The 16,746-nt window shown below is 71.8% G+C and carries 18 protein-coding genes; 10 read left to right on the top strand and 8 right to left on the bottom strand.

All coding sequences use genetic code 11. From position 1 onward, the window contains the following. Nucleotides 1–16 precede the first annotated feature (16 nt). The gene (locus IE136_RS21840) at nucleotides 17–805 is read left to right on the top strand and encodes a putative protein N(5)-glutamine methyltransferase (protein WP_189601164.1); all 789 of its coding nucleotides are present in this window, start codon (nucleotides 17–19) and stop codon (nucleotides 803–805) included. Between the two features lie 53 nt (nucleotides 806–858). Here the strand turns inward: IE136_RS21840 and IE136_RS21845 are convergent, their stop codons facing one another. Further along, nucleotides 859–2,226 carry a cytochrome P450 gene (locus IE136_RS21845; protein ID WP_189601165.1) on the bottom strand — a complete coding sequence of 456 codons (1,368 nt, stop codon included), beginning with the start codon at nucleotides 2,224–2,226 and terminating at the stop codon, nucleotides 859–861. Between the two features lie 137 nt (nucleotides 2,227–2,363). On the opposite strand from IE136_RS21845, the gene IE136_RS21850 reads away from it, so the two are divergent. Continuing rightward, complete coding sequence (locus tag IE136_RS21850; RefSeq protein ID WP_189601166.1) at nucleotides 2,364–2,831, top strand: VOC family protein; 468 nt, start codon at nucleotides 2,364–2,366, stop codon at nucleotides 2,829–2,831. Between the two features lie 53 nt (nucleotides 2,832–2,884). Here IE136_RS21850 and IE136_RS21855 read toward each other — a convergent pair whose 3' ends face one another. Then, nucleotides 2,885–4,114: an acyl-CoA dehydrogenase family protein gene (locus tag IE136_RS21855; RefSeq protein ID WP_189601167.1), complete on the bottom strand. Its 1,230-nt coding sequence runs from the start codon at nucleotides 4,112–4,114 to the stop codon at nucleotides 2,885–2,887. A gap of 164 nt (nucleotides 4,115–4,278) precedes the next feature. Between IE136_RS21855 and IE136_RS21860 the strand changes: the two genes are divergently transcribed. Then, a complete protein-coding gene (locus IE136_RS21860; protein ID WP_158985039.1) occupies nucleotides 4,279–4,926 on the top strand; it encodes a TetR/AcrR family transcriptional regulator in 648 nt (215 codons plus the stop codon). Nucleotides 4,927–4,932: 6 nt separating this feature from the next. Here IE136_RS21860 and def read toward each other — a convergent pair whose 3' ends face one another. Then, nucleotides 4,933–5,472, bottom strand: coding sequence for a peptide deformylase (gene def / locus IE136_RS21865; protein WP_158985041.1), 540 nt, complete (start codon nucleotides 5,470–5,472; stop codon nucleotides 4,933–4,935). A gap of 126 nt (nucleotides 5,473–5,598) precedes the next feature. On the opposite strand from def, the gene IE136_RS21870 reads away from it, so the two are divergent. The 5 genes from IE136_RS21870 to IE136_RS21890 all read left to right on the top strand — a co-directional run bounded on the left by IE136_RS21870 (nucleotide 5,599) and on the right by IE136_RS21890 (nucleotide 10,178). Next, on the top strand, nucleotides 5,599–6,846 hold the full coding sequence (locus IE136_RS21870; RefSeq protein ID WP_158985043.1) for a Mur ligase family protein: 1,248 nt from the start codon (nucleotides 5,599–5,601) through the stop codon (nucleotides 6,844–6,846). A 19-nt stretch (nucleotides 6,847–6,865) separates the two neighbouring features. Then, nucleotides 6,866–7,594: a type 1 glutamine amidotransferase gene (locus IE136_RS21875; RefSeq protein ID WP_158985045.1), complete on the top strand. Its 729-nt coding sequence runs from the start codon at nucleotides 6,866–6,868 to the stop codon at nucleotides 7,592–7,594. A gap of 188 nt (nucleotides 7,595–7,782) precedes the next feature. Further along, nucleotides 7,783–8,808, top strand: a complete 1,026-nt coding sequence (locus IE136_RS21880; RefSeq protein WP_158985047.1) for a 6-phosphofructokinase — start codon at nucleotides 7,783–7,785, stop codon at nucleotides 8,806–8,808. A gap of 117 nt (nucleotides 8,809–8,925) precedes the next feature. Next, entirely contained in the window at nucleotides 8,926–9,876 is a 951-nt protein-coding gene (locus tag IE136_RS21885) for a cytochrome c oxidase assembly protein (protein WP_158985049.1), read from the top strand. A 101-nt stretch (nucleotides 9,877–9,977) separates the two neighbouring features. Next, nucleotides 9,978–10,178 carry a hypothetical protein gene (locus IE136_RS21890; protein ID WP_189601168.1) on the top strand — a complete coding sequence of 67 codons (201 nt, stop codon included), beginning with the start codon at nucleotides 9,978–9,980 and terminating at the stop codon, nucleotides 10,176–10,178. Between the two features lie 25 nt (nucleotides 10,179–10,203). On the opposite strand, the gene IE136_RS21895 is transcribed toward IE136_RS21890, so the two are convergent. Both IE136_RS21895 and IE136_RS21900 read right to left on the bottom strand, forming a co-directional pair. Then, nucleotides 10,204–10,554, bottom strand: coding sequence for a PRC-barrel domain containing protein (locus IE136_RS21895; RefSeq protein WP_158985053.1), 351 nt, complete (start codon nucleotides 10,552–10,554; stop codon nucleotides 10,204–10,206). A gap of 50 nt (nucleotides 10,555–10,604) precedes the next feature. Continuing rightward, complete coding sequence (locus tag IE136_RS21900) at nucleotides 10,605–11,606, bottom strand: DUF3048 domain-containing protein (protein ID WP_189601169.1); 1,002 nt, start codon at nucleotides 11,604–11,606, stop codon at nucleotides 10,605–10,607. A 98-nt stretch (nucleotides 11,607–11,704) separates the two neighbouring features. On the opposite strand from IE136_RS21900, the gene IE136_RS21905 reads away from it, so the two are divergent. Together IE136_RS21905 and IE136_RS21910 are read left to right on the top strand one after the other, a co-directional pair. Further along, the gene (locus tag IE136_RS21905) at nucleotides 11,705–12,424 is read left to right on the top strand and encodes a lysophospholipid acyltransferase family protein (RefSeq protein ID WP_189601170.1); all 720 of its coding nucleotides are present in this window, start codon (nucleotides 11,705–11,707) and stop codon (nucleotides 12,422–12,424) included. A 64-nt stretch (nucleotides 12,425–12,488) separates the two neighbouring features. After that, nucleotides 12,489–13,526, top strand: a complete 1,038-nt coding sequence (locus tag IE136_RS21910; RefSeq protein WP_189601171.1) for an NAD-dependent epimerase/dehydratase family protein — start codon at nucleotides 12,489–12,491, stop codon at nucleotides 13,524–13,526. Between the two features lie 53 nt (nucleotides 13,527–13,579). Here the strand turns inward: IE136_RS21910 and IE136_RS21915 are convergent, their stop codons facing one another. From IE136_RS21915 to ureG, 3 genes are all read right to left on the bottom strand, one after another. Further along, the gene (locus IE136_RS21915; protein WP_189601172.1) at nucleotides 13,580–15,157 is read right to left on the bottom strand and encodes an alpha/beta hydrolase; all 1,578 of its coding nucleotides are present in this window, start codon (nucleotides 15,155–15,157) and stop codon (nucleotides 13,580–13,582) included. Between the two features lie 152 nt (nucleotides 15,158–15,309). After that, complete coding sequence (locus IE136_RS21920) at nucleotides 15,310–16,053, bottom strand: urease accessory protein UreD (RefSeq protein WP_189601173.1); 744 nt, start codon at nucleotides 16,051–16,053, stop codon at nucleotides 15,310–15,312. Next, nucleotides 16,050–16,745, bottom strand: coding sequence for an urease accessory protein UreG (gene ureG / locus IE136_RS21925; RefSeq protein ID WP_189601174.1), 696 nt, complete (start codon nucleotides 16,743–16,745; stop codon nucleotides 16,050–16,052). Before ureG ends, IE136_RS21920 begins: the two co-directional genes overlap by 4 nt. Between the last annotated feature and the right edge of the window lies 1 nt (nucleotide 16,746).

Below are 16,746 nucleotides of genomic sequence, written 5' to 3' on the forward strand. Positions count from 1 at the left end.
CTTCCCGGAAGGTTTCATGTCGCTCAACCTGTCCTGCTCTCTTCGTTCCACCACCGTCGCCCGACTGCGCGCCGCCGGCTGCGTGTTCGCCGAGGACGAGGCGGAACTTCTCTTCTCCGCGGCGCACACCACCGACGAACTCGACTCGATGGTGGATCGGCGCGCCGCCGGCCTCCCCATCGAGCATGTCGTGGGGTGGGCGGCGTTCTCCGGTCTGCGGATAGCCGTCGATCCAGGGGTGTTCGTGCCCCGGCGGCGTACCGAGTTCCTCGTCGGGCAGGCCGTGCGCCTGGCCCGGCCGGGGGCCGTCTGCGTCGATCTCTGCTGCGGCTCCGGAGCGGCCGGGGCGGTGCTCCTCTCGGCCGTGGAGGGGCTCGAGGTGTACGCCTCCGACATCGAGCCGGCCGCCGTGCGCTGCGCGCGGCGCAACGTCGAGCCACGCGGCGGGCGGGTCTACGAGGGTGACCTCTTCGCACCCCTGCCCCGCTCGCTGCGGGGGCGCGTCGACGTGCTCGTCGCCAACGTGCCGTACGTCCCGACGCGCGAGGTCGGACTGCTGCCCCCCGAGGCCCGCGACCACGAGCCGCTGGTCGCGCTCGACGGCGGCGCGGACGGTCTCGACGTGCTGCGCCGCGTGGCGGCGGAGGCCGCCGACTGGCTGGCACCCGGCGGGCGTCTCCTGGTCGAGACGAGCGAGCGCCAGGCCGCGGACGCGGTCGAGGCGATCACGGGCTGCGGACTGACACCCCGGGTCGTCACGTCGCGGGAGCTGTACGCGACGGTCGTCGTCTCGACGCGGCCCTGACGCGTCCGGGGCTGTCCCGCCCGAAGGACCGGACAGCCCTCCGCGGACCCGACTCAGGCCGTATGGGGACGCAGGCGGACGCGGGCCCGGCCGGCGGCCTGGAGGGTGATCGCGGCGCTGACCGGTACCTCGGTGTCGATCGCCGCCAGCTCGTGGGCCTGGAGGATCATCGCGAGCGCGATGACCGACTCCAGCATCGAGAAGTGCTGGCCGATGCAGGCGCGCGGTCCGCCGCCGAAGGGGAACCAGGCGTAACGCGGCCGGCCGGCCTCGGCCTCCGGTGTGAAACGCTCGGGGTCGAAGCGGTCCGGCTCCTCCCAGTAGGCGGGGTGCCGGTGCGTGACCCAGGGGGCGACGATGACGTCGGCGCCCGCCGGGATGGTGTGGCCGCCGATCTCGGTGGCGGCGACGGCCCGGCGGCCGACGACGGGGGCGGCCGGGAAGAGCCGCATGGCCTCCTTCAGCACCTGGGTGAGGTAGGGCAGCGCTTCGAGGTCGGCGGCCCCGGGAGTACGGCCGGCCAGGACGCGGTCGACCTCCTCGTGGGCCCGCTTCTGCTGCTCGGGGTGAAGGGCGAGGAGGTGGAGGGCGAAGCCGAGGGAGGTGGCCGTCGTCTCGTGTCCGGCGAGCAGGAACACGAGGACCTGCTCGCGGAGTTCGGAGGCGTCGAAGCTGCCGTCCTCGGTGCTCTCGGCCTCGGCGAGGAGGGTCAGCAGGTCCTGGCCGCCGGCGTCGCCGCCGGCCGCGCGCCGCTCTGCGATGATCCGGTCGCAGACGGCGTACAGCTCCTCGTGGGCGGCGGCCGCTCGGCGGTTGCCGGGGGTGGGCCAGTGGCGGGGGAGGTTGCGGGGCGAGTAGCCGCGACGCAGGACGTAGTCCCCCATGACGGGGAAGGCGCGCTCGACGATCTCGACGGCCGCTTCGACGTCCGTGCCGAAGAGGATGCGCGCGACGGCGCGCAGGGCGAGTGTGGTCATCTCGTCGAGCACGTCGACGGTGGAGTCCTCCGCCGTCCGCCACGGCCCGAGGACCGTGGCGACCTCGGCGGCGATCGCCTCGGCGTAGCTGTCGACACGGCGACGGGTGAAGAGCGGCTGGACGAGCCGGCGCTGGCGCAGATAGTCCTCGTCCTGGCTGGTCAGCAGACCGTTGCCGAAGGATTCGCGGACCTCTTGGTAGAAGTGGTTGTCCTTGCGGAAGTTGGCGGACTCCGTGGCCAGGACCTGCTGAGCACCCTCGGCGGAGAAGACCCCGTAGACGACGCCCCGCATGCCGGGCGGTCCGGCCGTGATGCGGATGACGTCGCCGTGCTCGCGCTGGGAGCGCAGGAAGGTCCCGAGCGAGTCGTTCTTCAGATCGAACATCGAGCCCAGCAGGGGAAGGCCGGCGGGGCCCGGTACTTCGGTGGTGGTGGTTGCCATGTGTGCGTTGCCCCCTCGATCGTCACCGGCCCGGGCGATTCTGCCGCACGACGTGACTCGCCGGTAGGTGGGGAGGAACGCGCGTCCGCTTTCCCGCCGTCGGCTCGACTGTCAGTGGGGCCTGGGAAGCTCGCGCCATGGAACCGATCGAGATGACGCTGCAACTGACCATCGACTGCGCCGTGCCGGAGAGGATGGTGAGGTTCTGGGCGGAGGCTCTGCGCTATGTGCCGCAGCCGCCGCCCGGGGCTCACACCAGCTGGCGGGCGTACTGGGCGTCGATCGGCGTGCCCGAGGAGGAGCTCGGCGAAGGCGTCGGGGAGCTGCCCGAGTCGATCGTGGACCCGAAGGGGATCGGGCCGCGCGTCTGGTTCCAGCGGGTCCCGGAGCCGAAGACCGTCAAGAACCGGGTCCATCTCGACCTGAAGGTCGGGGGCGGGAGCGACGTACCGCTGGCGGTGCGGCGCGAGCGGGTGGAGGGCGAGGTGGCGCGGCTGACCGCGCTCGGGGCGTCGGTCCTGTACGTGAGGGACGAGCCGGACGGGATGGACTACTACGCGGTGGTGCTCCAGGACCCGGAGGGCAACGAGTTCTGCGTGGTGTGAGGCCCGGGTCGGGGGTCGGGTCCTGGAGCGACGGTGCGTGTGTGTGGGGGGTGTCAGCGGATCGGCATCCCGGAGAGGGTGCGGGCGATCACGAGGCGCTGGATCTCGCTGGTGCCCTCGAAGATGGTGTAGATCGCGGCGTCGCGGTGCATGCGCTCCACGGGGTACTCGCGGGTGTAGCCGTTGCCGCCGAGGATCTGGATGGCCTGGGCGGTGACCTTCTTGGCCGTCTCGCTGGCGAACAGCTTGGACATCGAGCCCTCGGCCGAGGTGAACGGTTTGCCTGCGGTGGCCATCCAGGAGGCGCGCCAGACCAGGAGGCGGGCCGCGTCGATCTGGGTGCGCATGTCGGCGAGCTGGAAGGCGATGCCCTGGTTGTCGATGATCGGGCGGCCGAACTGCTCGCGGGTCTTGGCGTATTCGAGGGCATAGTCGTAGGCCGCGCGGGCGGTGCCGACGGCCATGGCGCCGACGGCGGGCCGGGATGCCTCGAAGGTGGCCATGGCCGCGTTCTTGACTCGCTCGCCCCCGCTGGCCTTCGCCTTCTCGCGGGCCCGGGCGAGGCGCTCGTCCAGCTTCTCCTTGCCGCCGAGCAGGCAGTGGCCGGGGACGCGTACGTTCTCCAGGACGACCTCGGCGGTGTGCGAGGCGCGGATGCCGTGCTTCTGGAACTTCTGCCCCTGGGAGAGTCCGGGGGTGTTCGGCGGCACGATGAAGGAGGCGTGGCCCTTGGAGCCGAGTTCGGTGTCGACGACGGCGACCACGACGTGGACGTTGGCGATGCCGCCGTTGGTCGCCCAGGTCTTGGTGCCGTTGAGCACCCACTCGTCCTTGGCCTCGTCGTAGACGGCGCGGGTGCGCATGGAGGCGACGTCGGAGCCGGCGTCGGGCTCGGAGGAGCAGAAGGCGGCGACCTTGACGTCGTCGACGTCACCGTACATCTGCGGGATCCAGGTGCCGATCTGCTCCTCGGTGCCGTTGGCGAGGACGCCGACGGCGGCGAGTCCGGTGCCGACGATGGAGAGGGCGATGCCCGCGTCGCCCCAGAACAGCTCCTCCATCGCCATCGGGATGCCGAGGCCGGTCGGGTCGAAGAACTGCTGGGCATAGAAATCGAGCGAGTAGATGCCGATCTTGGCGGCTTCCTGGATGATCGGCCAGGGAGTCTCCTCACGCTCGTCCCACTCGGCGGCGGCGGGGCGCATCACGTCCTCGGCGAATCCGTGCAGCCAGTCACGGACCTGCTTCTGGTCGTCGTTGAGTTCGAGCGTGAACTCGGCCATGTTCCCTCCCAGCACTGCGTTACTTGCGGTAACAGCAGTGTGTTACTCGCAAGTAGGCGCTGTCAACCTGCGGCGAAGCGGTCCGCACCCGACCGGCGTGAGGCGCGCGTCGGGTGTTACGTTGCGACAGCCTCACGGAATTCGCACGGGCGGGGAGACACGCTATGGAGACCACACACCGGACCACCGACCAGCAGAAGCCGGCCGATCAGCGGCGCCGTGAACTGCTGGAGGCGGCGGACCGGGTGGTGCTCCGGGACGGCCCCAAGGCCTCGATGAACGCGATCGCGGCCGAGGCCGGGATCACCAAGCCGATCCTGTACCGGCACTTCGGCGACAAGGGCGGGCTCTACCGGGCCCTCGCGACCCGCCACACCGACGCACTGCTCGCCGCGCTCCGGGCGGCGCTGGACGCCCCGGCCGACCGGCGCGAGCGGGTCGAGGCGACGCTCGACACCTACCTCGCCTCGATCGAGGCGATGCCGCAGGTCTACCGCTTCCTGATGCACCCGGCGGAGGAGACGCAGCAGGCGGAGGCCGGTTTCGACGTGGGCCGCCACTCGGCGCCCCTGCTGCGGCGGATGGGCGAGGAGCTGGGCCAGGTCATCGCCGAACGCATCGACCTCGGCCCGGCGGGCGACGCGCAGGCCCGGATCTGGGGCCACGGCATCGTCGGCATGATGCACGCGGCGGGCGACTGGTGGCTCGGCGAACGGCCGTGCTCACGGGCGGAGTTGGTCAAGAGCCTGGCGGACCTCCTGTGGGGCCGCCTGGCGGAGGCGGGCGACCGCGCGGGCGCGCCGGGGTTCTGAGGGAGCTCAGCTCCCCCAGGGCTCCTTCCTGATCGCACGCAGGAGACGTGACTTGCGCCACCCCGTCACGCGGTCCGCGTAGACGACGCCCTCCAGGTGGTCGCACTCGTGCTGGAGGCAGCGGGCGAAGAAGCCCGTGCCCTCGACGCGGACCGGGGTGCCGTCCAGGCGGACGCCCTCGACCACCGCACGGTCGAAACGAGGGGTCGACGCCTCCAGGCCCGGCAGCGAGAGGCAGCCCTCGGGGCCGCGGACGACATCCCCGTCCGCCTCCACCAGACGGGGATTGACCAGGTGTCCGAGGTGACGGACGTCCTCGTCGTCGGGGCAGTCGTACACGAAGACCCGCAGCCCCACACCCACCTGGTTCGCCGCGAGGCCGACGCCGTTCGCCGCGTACATCGTGGCGAACATGTCCTCGACCAGCCGGACCAGCTCGGGGCCGAAGTCGGTGACGGGTTCGCAGGGGGCGTGCAGCACCGGGTCGCCGAGCAGGGTCATGGCTCGGACGTGGCCGGAACTGCCGGGGATCGGCCGGTTTCGCATGGGCGTAAGGGTACGGTCCGCTGTGACCTCGCTCTTTCGGCAGGAGTCCCGGTGGTGCCGCGGTTCGGGTCGCTGGCCGGATCTCGATAGGCTGAGCCCGGACCGACGCAAGGAGGAACAAGAACGATGTCAGGACACCCCGGTAATCCAGAGCCGCTGTCGCCGCGTGCCAAGCTGGCCGTGACGGCGGGCAAGGCCGCCGCCGCGGTGTCGCGCGCAGCGGGACGTGGCAGCGGATCGGTGATCGGCGGCCGGGTGGCGCTCAAGCTCGACCCCGATCTGCTGGGTCGGCTCGCGCAGCATCTGGACGTCGTCCTGGTGTCGGCGACCAACGGCAAGACCACCACCACCCGGCTGATCGCCGAGGCGCTGCGGGCCAGCGGCCCGGTCGTCTCCAACGCGCTGGGCGCCAACATGCCCGCGGGCATCACGTCCGCGCTGGCCGGCGGCTCCGACGCCAAGTACGGCGTCATCGAGGTCGACGAGAAGTACCTCGCCGGCGTCGCCCGGGACACCACGCCCAAGGCGATCGCGCTGCTCAACCTCTCCCGCGACCAGCTCGACCGCGCCGCCGAGACCCGGATGCTCGCCGAGAAGTGGCGCGAGGGTCTGAGCGGCACGAAGGCCGTGGTCATCGCCAACGCCGACGACCCGCTGATCGTGTGGGCCGCCTCCTCCTCCCCCAACGTGGTGTGGGTCGCCGCCGGCCAGGAGTGGAAGGACGACGCCTGGTCGTGCCCCTCCTGCGGCGGTGTGATGCAGCGTCCGGGCGACGACTGGTTCTGCGGCGAGTGCGGTTTCCGCCGCCCCGCGCCGAGTTGGGCGCTCAACGGCGACCACGTCCTGGACCCGCACGGTTCGGCCTGGCCGATCCACCTGCAGCTGCCCGGCCGCGCCAACAAGGCCAACGCCGCCACCTCCGCCGCCGTCGCCGCCGTCTTCGGTGTGCCGCCGCAGGTCGCCCTGGAGCGCATGTACCAGGTGCAGGCCGTGGCCGGCCGCTACGACGTGGTCACCTTCCAGGGCCGTGAGCTGCGACTGCTGCTCGCGAAGAACCCGGCGGGCTGGCTCGAAACGTTTTCCCTCATCGATCAGCCGCCGGCCCCGGTGATCCTCTCCGTCAACGCGCGCGGCGCCGACGGCACGGACACCTCCTGGCTGTGGGACGTGGACTACGGGCGGCTCGCCGGCCACCCGATCATGGTGATCGGCGACCGGAAGCTGGACCTGGCGGTCCGCCTGGAGGTCGCGGGCGTGGACTTCCGCGTGTGCGAGACGATCGACGAGGCGGTCCAGCTGGCCCCGCCCGGACAGATCGAGCTGATCGCCAACTACACCGCCTTCCAGGACGTCCGCCGCCGCGTCGGCAACTGACCCGTAGAGGACATGCAGCATGAGTGACAGCAGCCTGCGCCTGGTCTGGGTCTACCCGGACCTGCTCAGCACGTACGGCGACCAGGGCAACGCCCTCGTCGTCGAGCGCCGCGCCCGCCAGCGCGGTCTGGACGTCCAGCGCGTCGACGTCCGCAGCGACCAGCCGGTGCCGACCTCCGGCGACATCTATCTGATCGGCGGCGGCGAGGACCGGCCGCAGCGCCTCGCGGCCGAGCGGCTGCGCCGCGACGGCGGCCTGGAGCGTGCCGCGTCCAACGGCGCGATCATCTTCTCGGTCTGCGCCGGCTACCAGATCCTGGGCCACGAGTTCATCAACGACCTCGGCGAGCGCGAGCCCGGCCTCGGACTGATCGACGTGATCTCCACCCGCGGCGAGGGCGAGCGGTGCGTCGGCGACGTCCTCGCGGACATCGACCCCCGGCTCGGCCTCCCCCAGCTCACGGGGTTCGAGAACCACCAGGGCATCACCCACCTCGGTCCGACCGCCCGCCCCTTCGCCAGGACCATCCTGGGCAAGGGCAACGGCACGGGCGACGGCACCGAGGGCGCGTACAACGACACCGTCTTCGGTACGTACATGCACGGCCCGGTCATGGCCCGCAACCCGCAGATCGCGGACCTGCTCCTGAAGCTGGCCCTCGACGTGAACGCGCTGCCGCCGACCGACGACCGGTGGTACGAGGCGCTGCGCGCCGAGCGCATCGCCGCCGCGACGCAGCCCGCCTGACCACGGCTCGGCCCGCCCGGCGGAGTGCACGTCTGAGCAGGCATGCGCGCATTGGATTCGTAAGTCAATACGGTGTCCAATCTGCGGACATCCGGTTCGGCCCCGCCACCCGGCACCGATAGGGTGGCGGGGATCCAACCGGACGACGTGGTCCGGGTGTCGGCCCACGTTGCAAAGGTATTCGGGCTATGCGCATTGGTGTGCTCACCTCCGGCGGCGACTGCCCCGGTCTGAACGCCGTCATCCGTTCCGTCGTGCACCGCGCCGTCGTCGACCACGGTGACGAGGTCATCGGCTTCCACGACGGCTGGAAGGGCCTCCTGGAGGCCGACTACCGCAAGCTCGACCTCGACGCGGTGGGCGGCATCCTGGCCCGGGGCGGCACCATCCTCGGCTCCTCCCGGGTCCAGCCCGCGCACCTGGTCGACGGCGTCGAGCGCGCCCGGGGCCACGTCGCCGATCTGGGTCTCGACGCGATCATCCCGATCGGCGGCGAGGGCACGCTGAAGGCGGCCAACCTCCTCTCCGAGGCCGGGCTGCCGATCGTGGGCGTGCCGAAGACCATCGACAACGACATCGCCTCGACCGACGTCACCTTCGGCTTCGACACCGCCGTCGGCGTGGCCACCGAGGCCCTCGACCGACTGAAGACCACCGCCGAGTCCCACCAGCGGGTCCTGATCGTCGAGGTCATGGGCCGGCACACCGGCTGGATCGCCCTGCACTCCGGTATGGCGGCCGGCGCGCACGCCATCGTCGTGCCGGAGCGTCCCTTCGACATCGACGAGCTGACCGCCCGGGTCGGTGAGCGCTTCGAGGCCGGCAAGCGATTCGCGATCGTGGTGGTCGCCGAGGGCGCCAAGCCGCGCGAGGGCTCGATGAGCTTCGAGGTCGGCGCCAAGGACCAGTACGGCCACGAGCGCTTCACCGGAATCGCCAACCAGCTCTCGGTCGAGCTGGAGCGCCGGCTCGGCAAGGAGGCCCGCCCGGTGATCCTCGGCCACGTCCAGCGGGGCGGCACACCGACGGCGTACGACCGGGTCCTGGCCACCCGCTTCGGCTGGCACGCGGTGGAGGCGGCGCACCGCGGCGAGTTCGGCATGCTGACCGCGCTGCGCGGCACGGAGATCGAGATGGTGCCGCTGGCCCAGGCCGTGGAGACCCTCAAGACCGTCCCGGCCGAGCGGTACGCAGAGGCCGAGTGCGTGCTCTGAGGCCGCTTCCGCAACGCGTGCACCACCTCACGAACCGCCCCCGGTCGCATCCGCGAACGGGGGCGGTTCTAGTCTGGTGCGGACAACAAGCGCGAAACGGGCTCCAGGAGTACACAGATGGATCACAGCGGGCACGGCATGACCATGGATCTGCCGCCGTTCACGCTGGGGCGGGGGCTGGAGTTCTCGGCGGACCCGTTCTTCCTCGTCGGCTGCCTCGTGGGGCTCGCGCTGTACGGCTGGGGCGTGTCGCGCCTTCGCGCGCGGGGGGACGGCTGGCCGGTCAGCCGGACGGTCTTCTTCACCCTCGGCGTGCTGTCGGTGGCCCTGGTGATGTGCACCAAGCTCAACGACTACGGCATGGTCATGTTCAGCGTGCACATGGTGCAGCACATGGTCGTCTCGATGCTCTCGCCCATCCTGCTGCTGCTCGGCGCGCCCGTCACGCTGGCGCTGCGGGCGCTGCCGGTGGCGGCCCGGGGCAGCAAGGGCCCGCGCGAGTGGCTGCTGATGCTGCTGCACAGCCGGTACATGCGGATCATCACGCACCCGGCGTTCACGATCCCGCTCTTCATCGCGAGCCTGTACGGCTTCTACTTCACCCCGCTCTTCGACACCCTGATGGGGTCGAAGATCGGGCACATCGCGATGATGGTGCACTTCCTCGCGGTCGGTCTGGTCTTCTTCTGGCCGATCATGGGCGTCGACCCGGGGCCGCACCGCCCCGGCTATGTGATGCGGATGCTGGAGCTCTTCGCGGGCATGCCGTTCCACGCGTTCTTCGGCATCGCGCTGATGATGGCGACCGAACCGATGATCAAGGCGTACGAGAATCCCCCGGCCTCGCTCGGCATCGACGCGCTCGCCGACCAGAACGCCGCGGGCGGCATCGCCTGGGCTTTCAGCGAGATCCCGTCGGTGCTGGTGCTGATCGCGCTCGTGTACCAGTGGTACCACTCCGAGCAGCGGCAGGCCGTCCGCAAGGACCGGGCCGCCGACCGCGACGGGGACAAGGAGCTGGAGGAGTACAACGCCTACCTCGCCTCCCTCCAGGCCCGCGGGCGGTAGGGGCGCGAAGCCGGCGCGACCGGGTCGCGCAGGGGAGTAGCGCTCCGGGCGTCACAGGGGTCACGATGAACTGACGGCCCCGTCATGAGGAGGGCGGACAGATGTCCGGTCCCACGAAGGCGATGAGCGTGATCACCGTCGCGGCCCTGGTGCTGACGACGGCGTACACCGTGGCACTCGGCAGCAGCGGCTGGCTCTGGTTCGGCTGGGTGGTGCTCGGCATGGTCACGATCGGGATGGCGGCGGCGGACAGCTCCGGTTCCACGGGGGCGCGCCGGCGCGGGCGGCCGACCGGCCCCTGAGCCGCAGCGGTCAGGCCCCTCGGCCCTACATGTGGCGGTTGGCGTAGTACTGCCCGGTCAGCTTGATGACGTTGCCGTCCTCTTCGTGCTGCCCGCTCTCGAAGTCGGGGGAATCCTTGACGTCGTCCTTGGTGCAGGCGAGGTGGACGGTCTCGGTCCCGGTGTCGACCCGGGCGATCACTCCCGCCGGCAGCAGCACGTGCCGGCCAAGGACCCACGGTCCGGTGGCGACGACGAGGTAGGACCTGCCGACCTCCTCGGTGTGCTGGTCGACCTTCCCGATGTGCCCGTCGGTGGCCTCGACCCGATAGCCGATGAGACGGGTCCCGGGCACATGGCCCGCGCTCTCGCGGTAGCCCCAGATGTCGGCGCCCATGGCGGATCTCCTCCCTGGTCGTGCCCTGCGCGTACCCCGGGAGCCCGCCGCTATCCGCGCGGCGCGAGGACGACCCAGGTCCGGCCGGGCGCGAAGTTCAGGGGCGCGCCGGACGGGGTCGTGAAGGAGGTGCCCTGGTCGGCCGCGGGCCGGCTCCAGCGTGCGTCGTGGGCCCGGCCGTCGCGCAGGACGAGGGCGGTGCCCTTGCCGACGGTCTCGGTGTACGGGGAGACGCTCCCGAGGAAGTCGCTGAACTTGGAGGGGCGGATGTCCACGTACTGCACGACCACGGTCGTCGCCTTCACCGGACCGCCGTCGGTGACGGCCGCCCGGCCGTCCATCGCCACCCGCCAGCCCTTCTCGGCGGCGTTCCAGGTGAACGTGTAGCGGGAGGCGGGGAAACGGACCGTGCGCTCGTTGACCGGCTCGCCGCCCGCCGGGGCCGGGCCGAAGCGGAAGCCGATGTCCTTGGCGTCGGTGGCCTTCGGCGCGGCGGCGAGCGCGCGGTCGGGCAGCACGTACAGGTTGTGCGGCGCGGACCGGCCACGGTCGCGTACGTAGGCGCGTGGGGCGTCCTCCGGGGGCAGCGCGTACAGGGGGGCCTGACCGAGCAGCGGTTTCAGGCCGGAGTGCGAGCCCGAATAGGCGAGTGCCGGCCGGCCGAACTGGCGGAGCAGCTCGATGTCGGACTCCCGGGCGCTGCGCACGGGTCCGATCCGATCGGGCGGATCGGAGGAGTAGACGGCGAGCAGGCGGGTCTGACCGCCCTCCACCTGCTCGACGTACACGAGGTCGGCCGCGTTCAGGCCGGTGTGAGGGCGCGCCGGGGGCACGTTGTCGATCTTCACGGCGAGCACGGGGGCGGGCCTGGCCGGCAGACCGGTGAAGGGCGACCGCTGCTCCTGGCCGGGGTCGGAAGTGGACGGTGTGGGCGTCGGGGCCGGTTTGGGGGCGCCCGAGGCGGAGCATCCGTAGAGCCCGGCGGTCATCACCGCGCACAGCGCCGCGGTGACGGCTGCGCCGGGCCGCGTCGGTCGGCGTGCTGCGGCCATCGGTCACACTCTCCGTCTCCAGTGTGGACCAAAGTCGCGCGCAGGGTGAGAAAGTACAACGCGGGGCAGAAGCACACTCGAACGAACGGGGGTCGCCGGTGTTCTACCACCTGCTGAAGTACGTCCTGCTCGGGCCGCTTCTGAGGCTGCTCTTCCGCCCCCGGACCGAGGGCCTTGAGCACATCCCGGAGGAGGGCCCGGCGATCGTCGCCGGGAACCATCTGTCCTTCTCCGACCACTTCCTGATGCCGGCCGTCCTCAGGCGGAGGATCACCTTCCTCGCCAAGCAGGAGTACTTCACGGGGCCGGGGATCAAGGGCCGGCTGACTGCCGCGTTCTTCCGCAGCGCCGGGCAGATCCCGGTCGACCGCTCCGGCAAGGCGGCGGGCAAGGCGGCGATCCGTGAAGGGCTGGGTGTCCTGTCCAGGGGCGAGCTGCTCGGGATCTACCCGGAGGGCACGCGCTCGCACGACGGGCGGCTCTACAAGGGCAAGGTCGGGGTGGCGGTCATGGCGATCAAGGCCGGGGTGCCGGTGATCCCGTGCGCGATGGTGGGGACCTTCGAGATCCAGCCGCCCGGGAAGGTCGTGCCGAGGGTCCGGCGGGTCACCGTCCGGTTCGGGGCACCGCTGGACTTCTCGCGCTTTGCGGGCCTGGAGGACGAGAAGGCGGCGATCCGCGCGGTGACGGACGAGATCATGTACGAGATCCTGGCACTGTCGGGGCAGGAGTACGTGGACGCGTACGCGGCCGACGTGAAGGCGGCGGAGGCCGAGAAGGCCGCGGCGCCTCGAAGGTTCCCGCGCCGCGGACGCTGAGAGCGGATCCGCGCACGGCGAAAGCCCCTGGGGTGGCGATCACGGCCGCCGTAGCGTCGCGCCCATGACTCAGGGAAGCGCATTCGTACTCGGAGCGACAGGGCAGGTGGGACGGGCGGCCGTGCGGAGGCTCGTCGCGGACGGCTGGGAGGTGACGGCGGCCTCGCGCGGCGGCGGCCGCGACGAGAGCTGGCCGGCGGAGGTCCGGTCCGTGCGGCTGGACCGGAACGAGGAGGGCGCGCTCGCAACGGGGCTCGGTGACGGCTGCGACGTGCTGGTGGACATCGTCGCCTACCACGGCGGCCACGGAAGGCAGTTGGCCGCACTCGCCGACCGGATCGGCTCGGCGGTGGTGATCTCCAGCGGCGCCGTCTACGAGGACGACCGGGGCCGCAGCTTCGACACCCAGGACCAGCCGGACGGCTTCCCCGCCTACCCGCTGCCGATCCCTGAGACCTGGCGGACGGTGTCGCCGGGCGAGGTGACCTACGGGACACGGAAGGTGGCGCTGGAGCGGGAGGTGCTCGCGGCGGGTGAGGAGCTGCCGACGACGGTGCTGCGGGCGGGCGCGATCCACGGGCCGTACTGCGCGGGTCCGCGCGAGCTGTGGTTCGTCAAGCGGGTGCTCGACGGGCGGCCGGTGCGCGTCCTCTCGTACGGCGGCGGCTCGCGGTTCCACCCCGTCCATGTCGACAATCTGGCCGAGCTGATCCGTCTGGCGGCGGCGAACCCGGGGACCCGGGTACTCAACGGCGCCGACCCGCAGGCGCCGACGGTGGCGGAGATCGGCCGCGCGATCGACGCCGTGATGGGAGCGCGGAGCGAGACGTTCCTGATCGACGGGCCGCCCCCGAGGGAGACGGTGGGGCTCACGCCCTGGACGGGGGGCCACCCGATCGTCTACGACATGTCGGCGGCGGAGAAGGAGCTGGGGTACCGGCCGGTGGTGTCGTACGAGGAGTCCCTGCCGGCGACGGTCGAGTGGCTGGCGGAGCGGTCGACGGGACGGGAGTGGCGGGAGGCATTCCCGGGTCTGGCGAAGTACCAGGTGGACTTCTTCGACTACGCGGCGGAGGACGCCTGGCTCGCCACCCGTACCTGAGAGGGGAGGGGCGGCCGTCGTTGGACGGCCGCCCCTCCCCTGTCAGCCGGTGACTACGGCTTCGGCGTGGCGTGCGGGGCGCAGGTCACGTCCTGGGCGTCCAGCTCGCCGGAGAGCAGGTAGGCCTCCACCCGCGTGTTCAGGCACGGGTTGGCGAGGTTGGTGATGCCGTGCGAGCCGGCGTCCCTCTCGGTGATCAGGCGCGAGCCCTTGAACCGCTTGTGCAGCTCGACGGCCCCGGCGTACGGCGTGGCCGCGTCGCGCTCGGCCTGGGTGATGAGAACGGGCGGCAGGCCCTTGCCGGTCCGGACCTCGGTCGGCCGCTGGCGCGGGGTGGACCAGGTGGCGCAGGGCAGGTTCATCCAGGCGTTGGACCAGGTCATGAAGGGGTACTTCGCGTGGAGCCGGCTGTTGTCCCGGTCCCACTTCCTCCAGCTGGTGGGCCAAGGGGCGTCGGCGCACTCGACCGCCGTGTAGACCGCGTTGCCGTTCTCCGAGGCGATGTTGCCGGCCGTGTCGGCGGGGTCGGCGGCGGCCGAGTCGATCAGCGGCTGCGGGTCACCTGCGGCGTAGGCGCTCCAGGCCTTGGCGACCGGGACCCACATGGAGTCGTAGTAGGGCGCGTTCTGGAAGAAGCCCACGAGCTCGGCCGGTCCGACCTTCCCTCCCAGCGGGGTCTTCTTGGCCGCGGCGCGCAGCGTCTCCCACTGCTGCCGGACCTCCTCGTAGGTGTCGCCGAGGTGGAAGGTGGCGTCGTGCTGGGCGACCCAGGTCATCCAGTCCTTGAGCCGGCCCTCGAAGGCGATGTCCTGGTCGAGGTTGACCTCGTACCAGATCTTCCTCGTCGAGGGGTTGACGACGCTGTCGAGCACCATGCGGCGCACGTGGGTGGGGAAGAGGGTGCCGTAGACGGCGCCGAGGTAGGTGCCGTAGGAGACGCCGACGAAATTGAGCTTCTTCTCGCCGAGCGCGGCCCGGACGACGTCGAGGTCGCGGGCGGTGTTGAGCGTGTTGATGTACGGCAGGATGTCGCCGCTCTTCTCCGCGCAGCCCTCGGCGTACTCGGCGGCGAGCTTGCGCTGCGCGAGCTTGTCGGCCTCGCTGTCGGGCACCGGGTCGAGCTTGGGGCCCTTGACGAACTCGGCCGGGTCGACGCAGGAGATGGGGGCCGAGCGGCCGACGCCGCGGGGGTCGAAGCCCACGAAGTCGTACGCCTTGGCGGTGTTCGCCCAGATGGCGTTCTTGGTGGTGACACGGCGGGGGAAGCGCAGGCCGGAGCCGCCGGGACCGCCGGGGTTGTAGAGGAGCGCGCCCTGGCGCTCGGCGGGGGTGCCGGTGGCGCCGATGCGGTCGACGGCGATCTTGATCTGCTTGCCGTTCGGCTTGCTGTAGTCGACCGGGACGGTGACCCAGCCGCACTGGATGGGCTTCTCCAGGCCCCAGTCCGCAGGGCAGTCCCGCCAGTCGATGCCCTGCTTCGCCGCCCGCTCGGCGGCGACGGCGGTGCCGCGCGCCTCCGCGTCCGGTCGATGGCGGCTGTCGGCGGTGGCGACCGGAGCCGCCAGCGCGCCGGCCATGAGCGTGCCCGCAATGAGAGTGCCGGCCGAGCCGAGCACCGCGGTGCGTCCCACGTGGTTCCTCCCCCTATGGGTGTGTCGGTCTGTCCGGGGGATCCTTTCGTCAGTGGGGCGCGCGGCGAAAGGCCGTACTGGTGTTTCTTTGCCGAACCCATAACCGGAGAGGGTGTACCGCTGAGCGGTGCACCGGGTGAGAAACGGTGAACTCAGGCCGGGGCGAGGACTCCGAGCGCCTCGTCCAGGACGCGCCGCAGCTGGAGGGCGTCGGCGGCGACCGCCGTGACCAGACCGGCGGGGCCGGATAGCGGGGTGAGGACGGCGTTCTCCGCGAGCGGCCGGGACGCCACCGGCTTGGCCTCGAACTCCGGGTCCACGACGAGGAGTTGACCGACGGCGCGATGGCCGGAGAGAACCGCGCCGCCGTCCCAGCCGCCGGGTGCGCCCGGGCCGTACGCCAGTTCCTGGTCGAGCAGGGGCCGTCCGGCGCGGCGGACGGTGAGGCGGGTGATGAGCGTGCCGGTCTCCTCGCCGTGCCGGCCGAGGATCTGTTCCTCGCGGAGCACGAGCCGCGCGGTGGCGGCGAGTTCGACGGTCGTACGCATCCGCAGGTCGGAGCCGCGGGCCGAGACGAGCTGTTCCGGCAGCCAGCGCAGCGCGGCGCGGTCGCCGACGGTGAGCCGGATGTCGTACGCGGCGGGTGCGCCGCCGCGGCCGGGCAGGGCGAGCGTCGCCGCGGCCGAGTCGACGAGAAGCCGCGCCCCGTCCCGTACCTCCGTCTCGATCGCGAGGCGGTCACCGCCGAGTGGCGCGCTCATGGCTCCGACGACGGTGACCCGGGTGTACGGCCCGGTGGCGCGGGTGCGCCGGACGGCGAGGGGGCCGTCGCTCTCCAGGAGCGGCAGGCCGCCGCCGGCGTCGGCGACGATCCGGGCGGTGGCGCGCAGGCTCATGCGGCGGGCGTGGGCGCCACGGCCCAGGAGGCGAGCTGGGCGCGCACCCAGTCGGCGACGGGGCGGACTCCGTCGGGGCCGGTGAGGGAGGTGAACGCGACGGGCAGGTCGCCGCGCTGCTCGGCGGCGTCGCGGGCCATCCGCTCCAGGTCCGATCCCACGTACGGGGCGAGGTCGGTCTTGTTGACGACGAGCAGGTCGGCGGTGGTGACGCCGGGGCCGCCCTTGCGCGGGATGTCGTCGCCGCCGGCCACGTCGATGACGAAGATCTGGGCGTCGACGAGGCCCTTGGAGAAGGTGGCGGTGAGGTTGTCACCGCCGGACTCGACGAGGATCAGGTCGAGCGGGCCCACGGTGTCCTCCAGTTCCTCGACGGCTTCGAGGTTGGCGGAGATGTCGTCGCGGATCGCGGTGTGCGGGCAGGCGCCGGTCTCGACGGCCTGGATGCGCTCGGAGGGCAGGACGGCGTTGCGGAGCAGGAACTCGGCGTCCTCACGGGTGTAGATGTCGTTGGTGACGACAGCGATGGAGAGCTGGTCGCGCAGGGCGCGGCAGAGAGCGGCGACGGTCGCGGTCTTGCCGGAGCCGACGGGGCCGCCGAGTCCGATGCGCAGGGCGCGCCGGGTCCCGTCGGGGCGGTGGGCGTCGGCGGAGACGGCGCCGGCGCGGTGGGGGGCATGGTCGAGGTGCATG

This window comes from Streptomyces lateritius, assembly GCF_014649715.1.
In the GTDB taxonomy this organism is placed as follows: Bacteria; Actinomycetota; Actinomycetes; order Streptomycetales; family Streptomycetaceae; genus Streptomyces; species Streptomyces lateritius.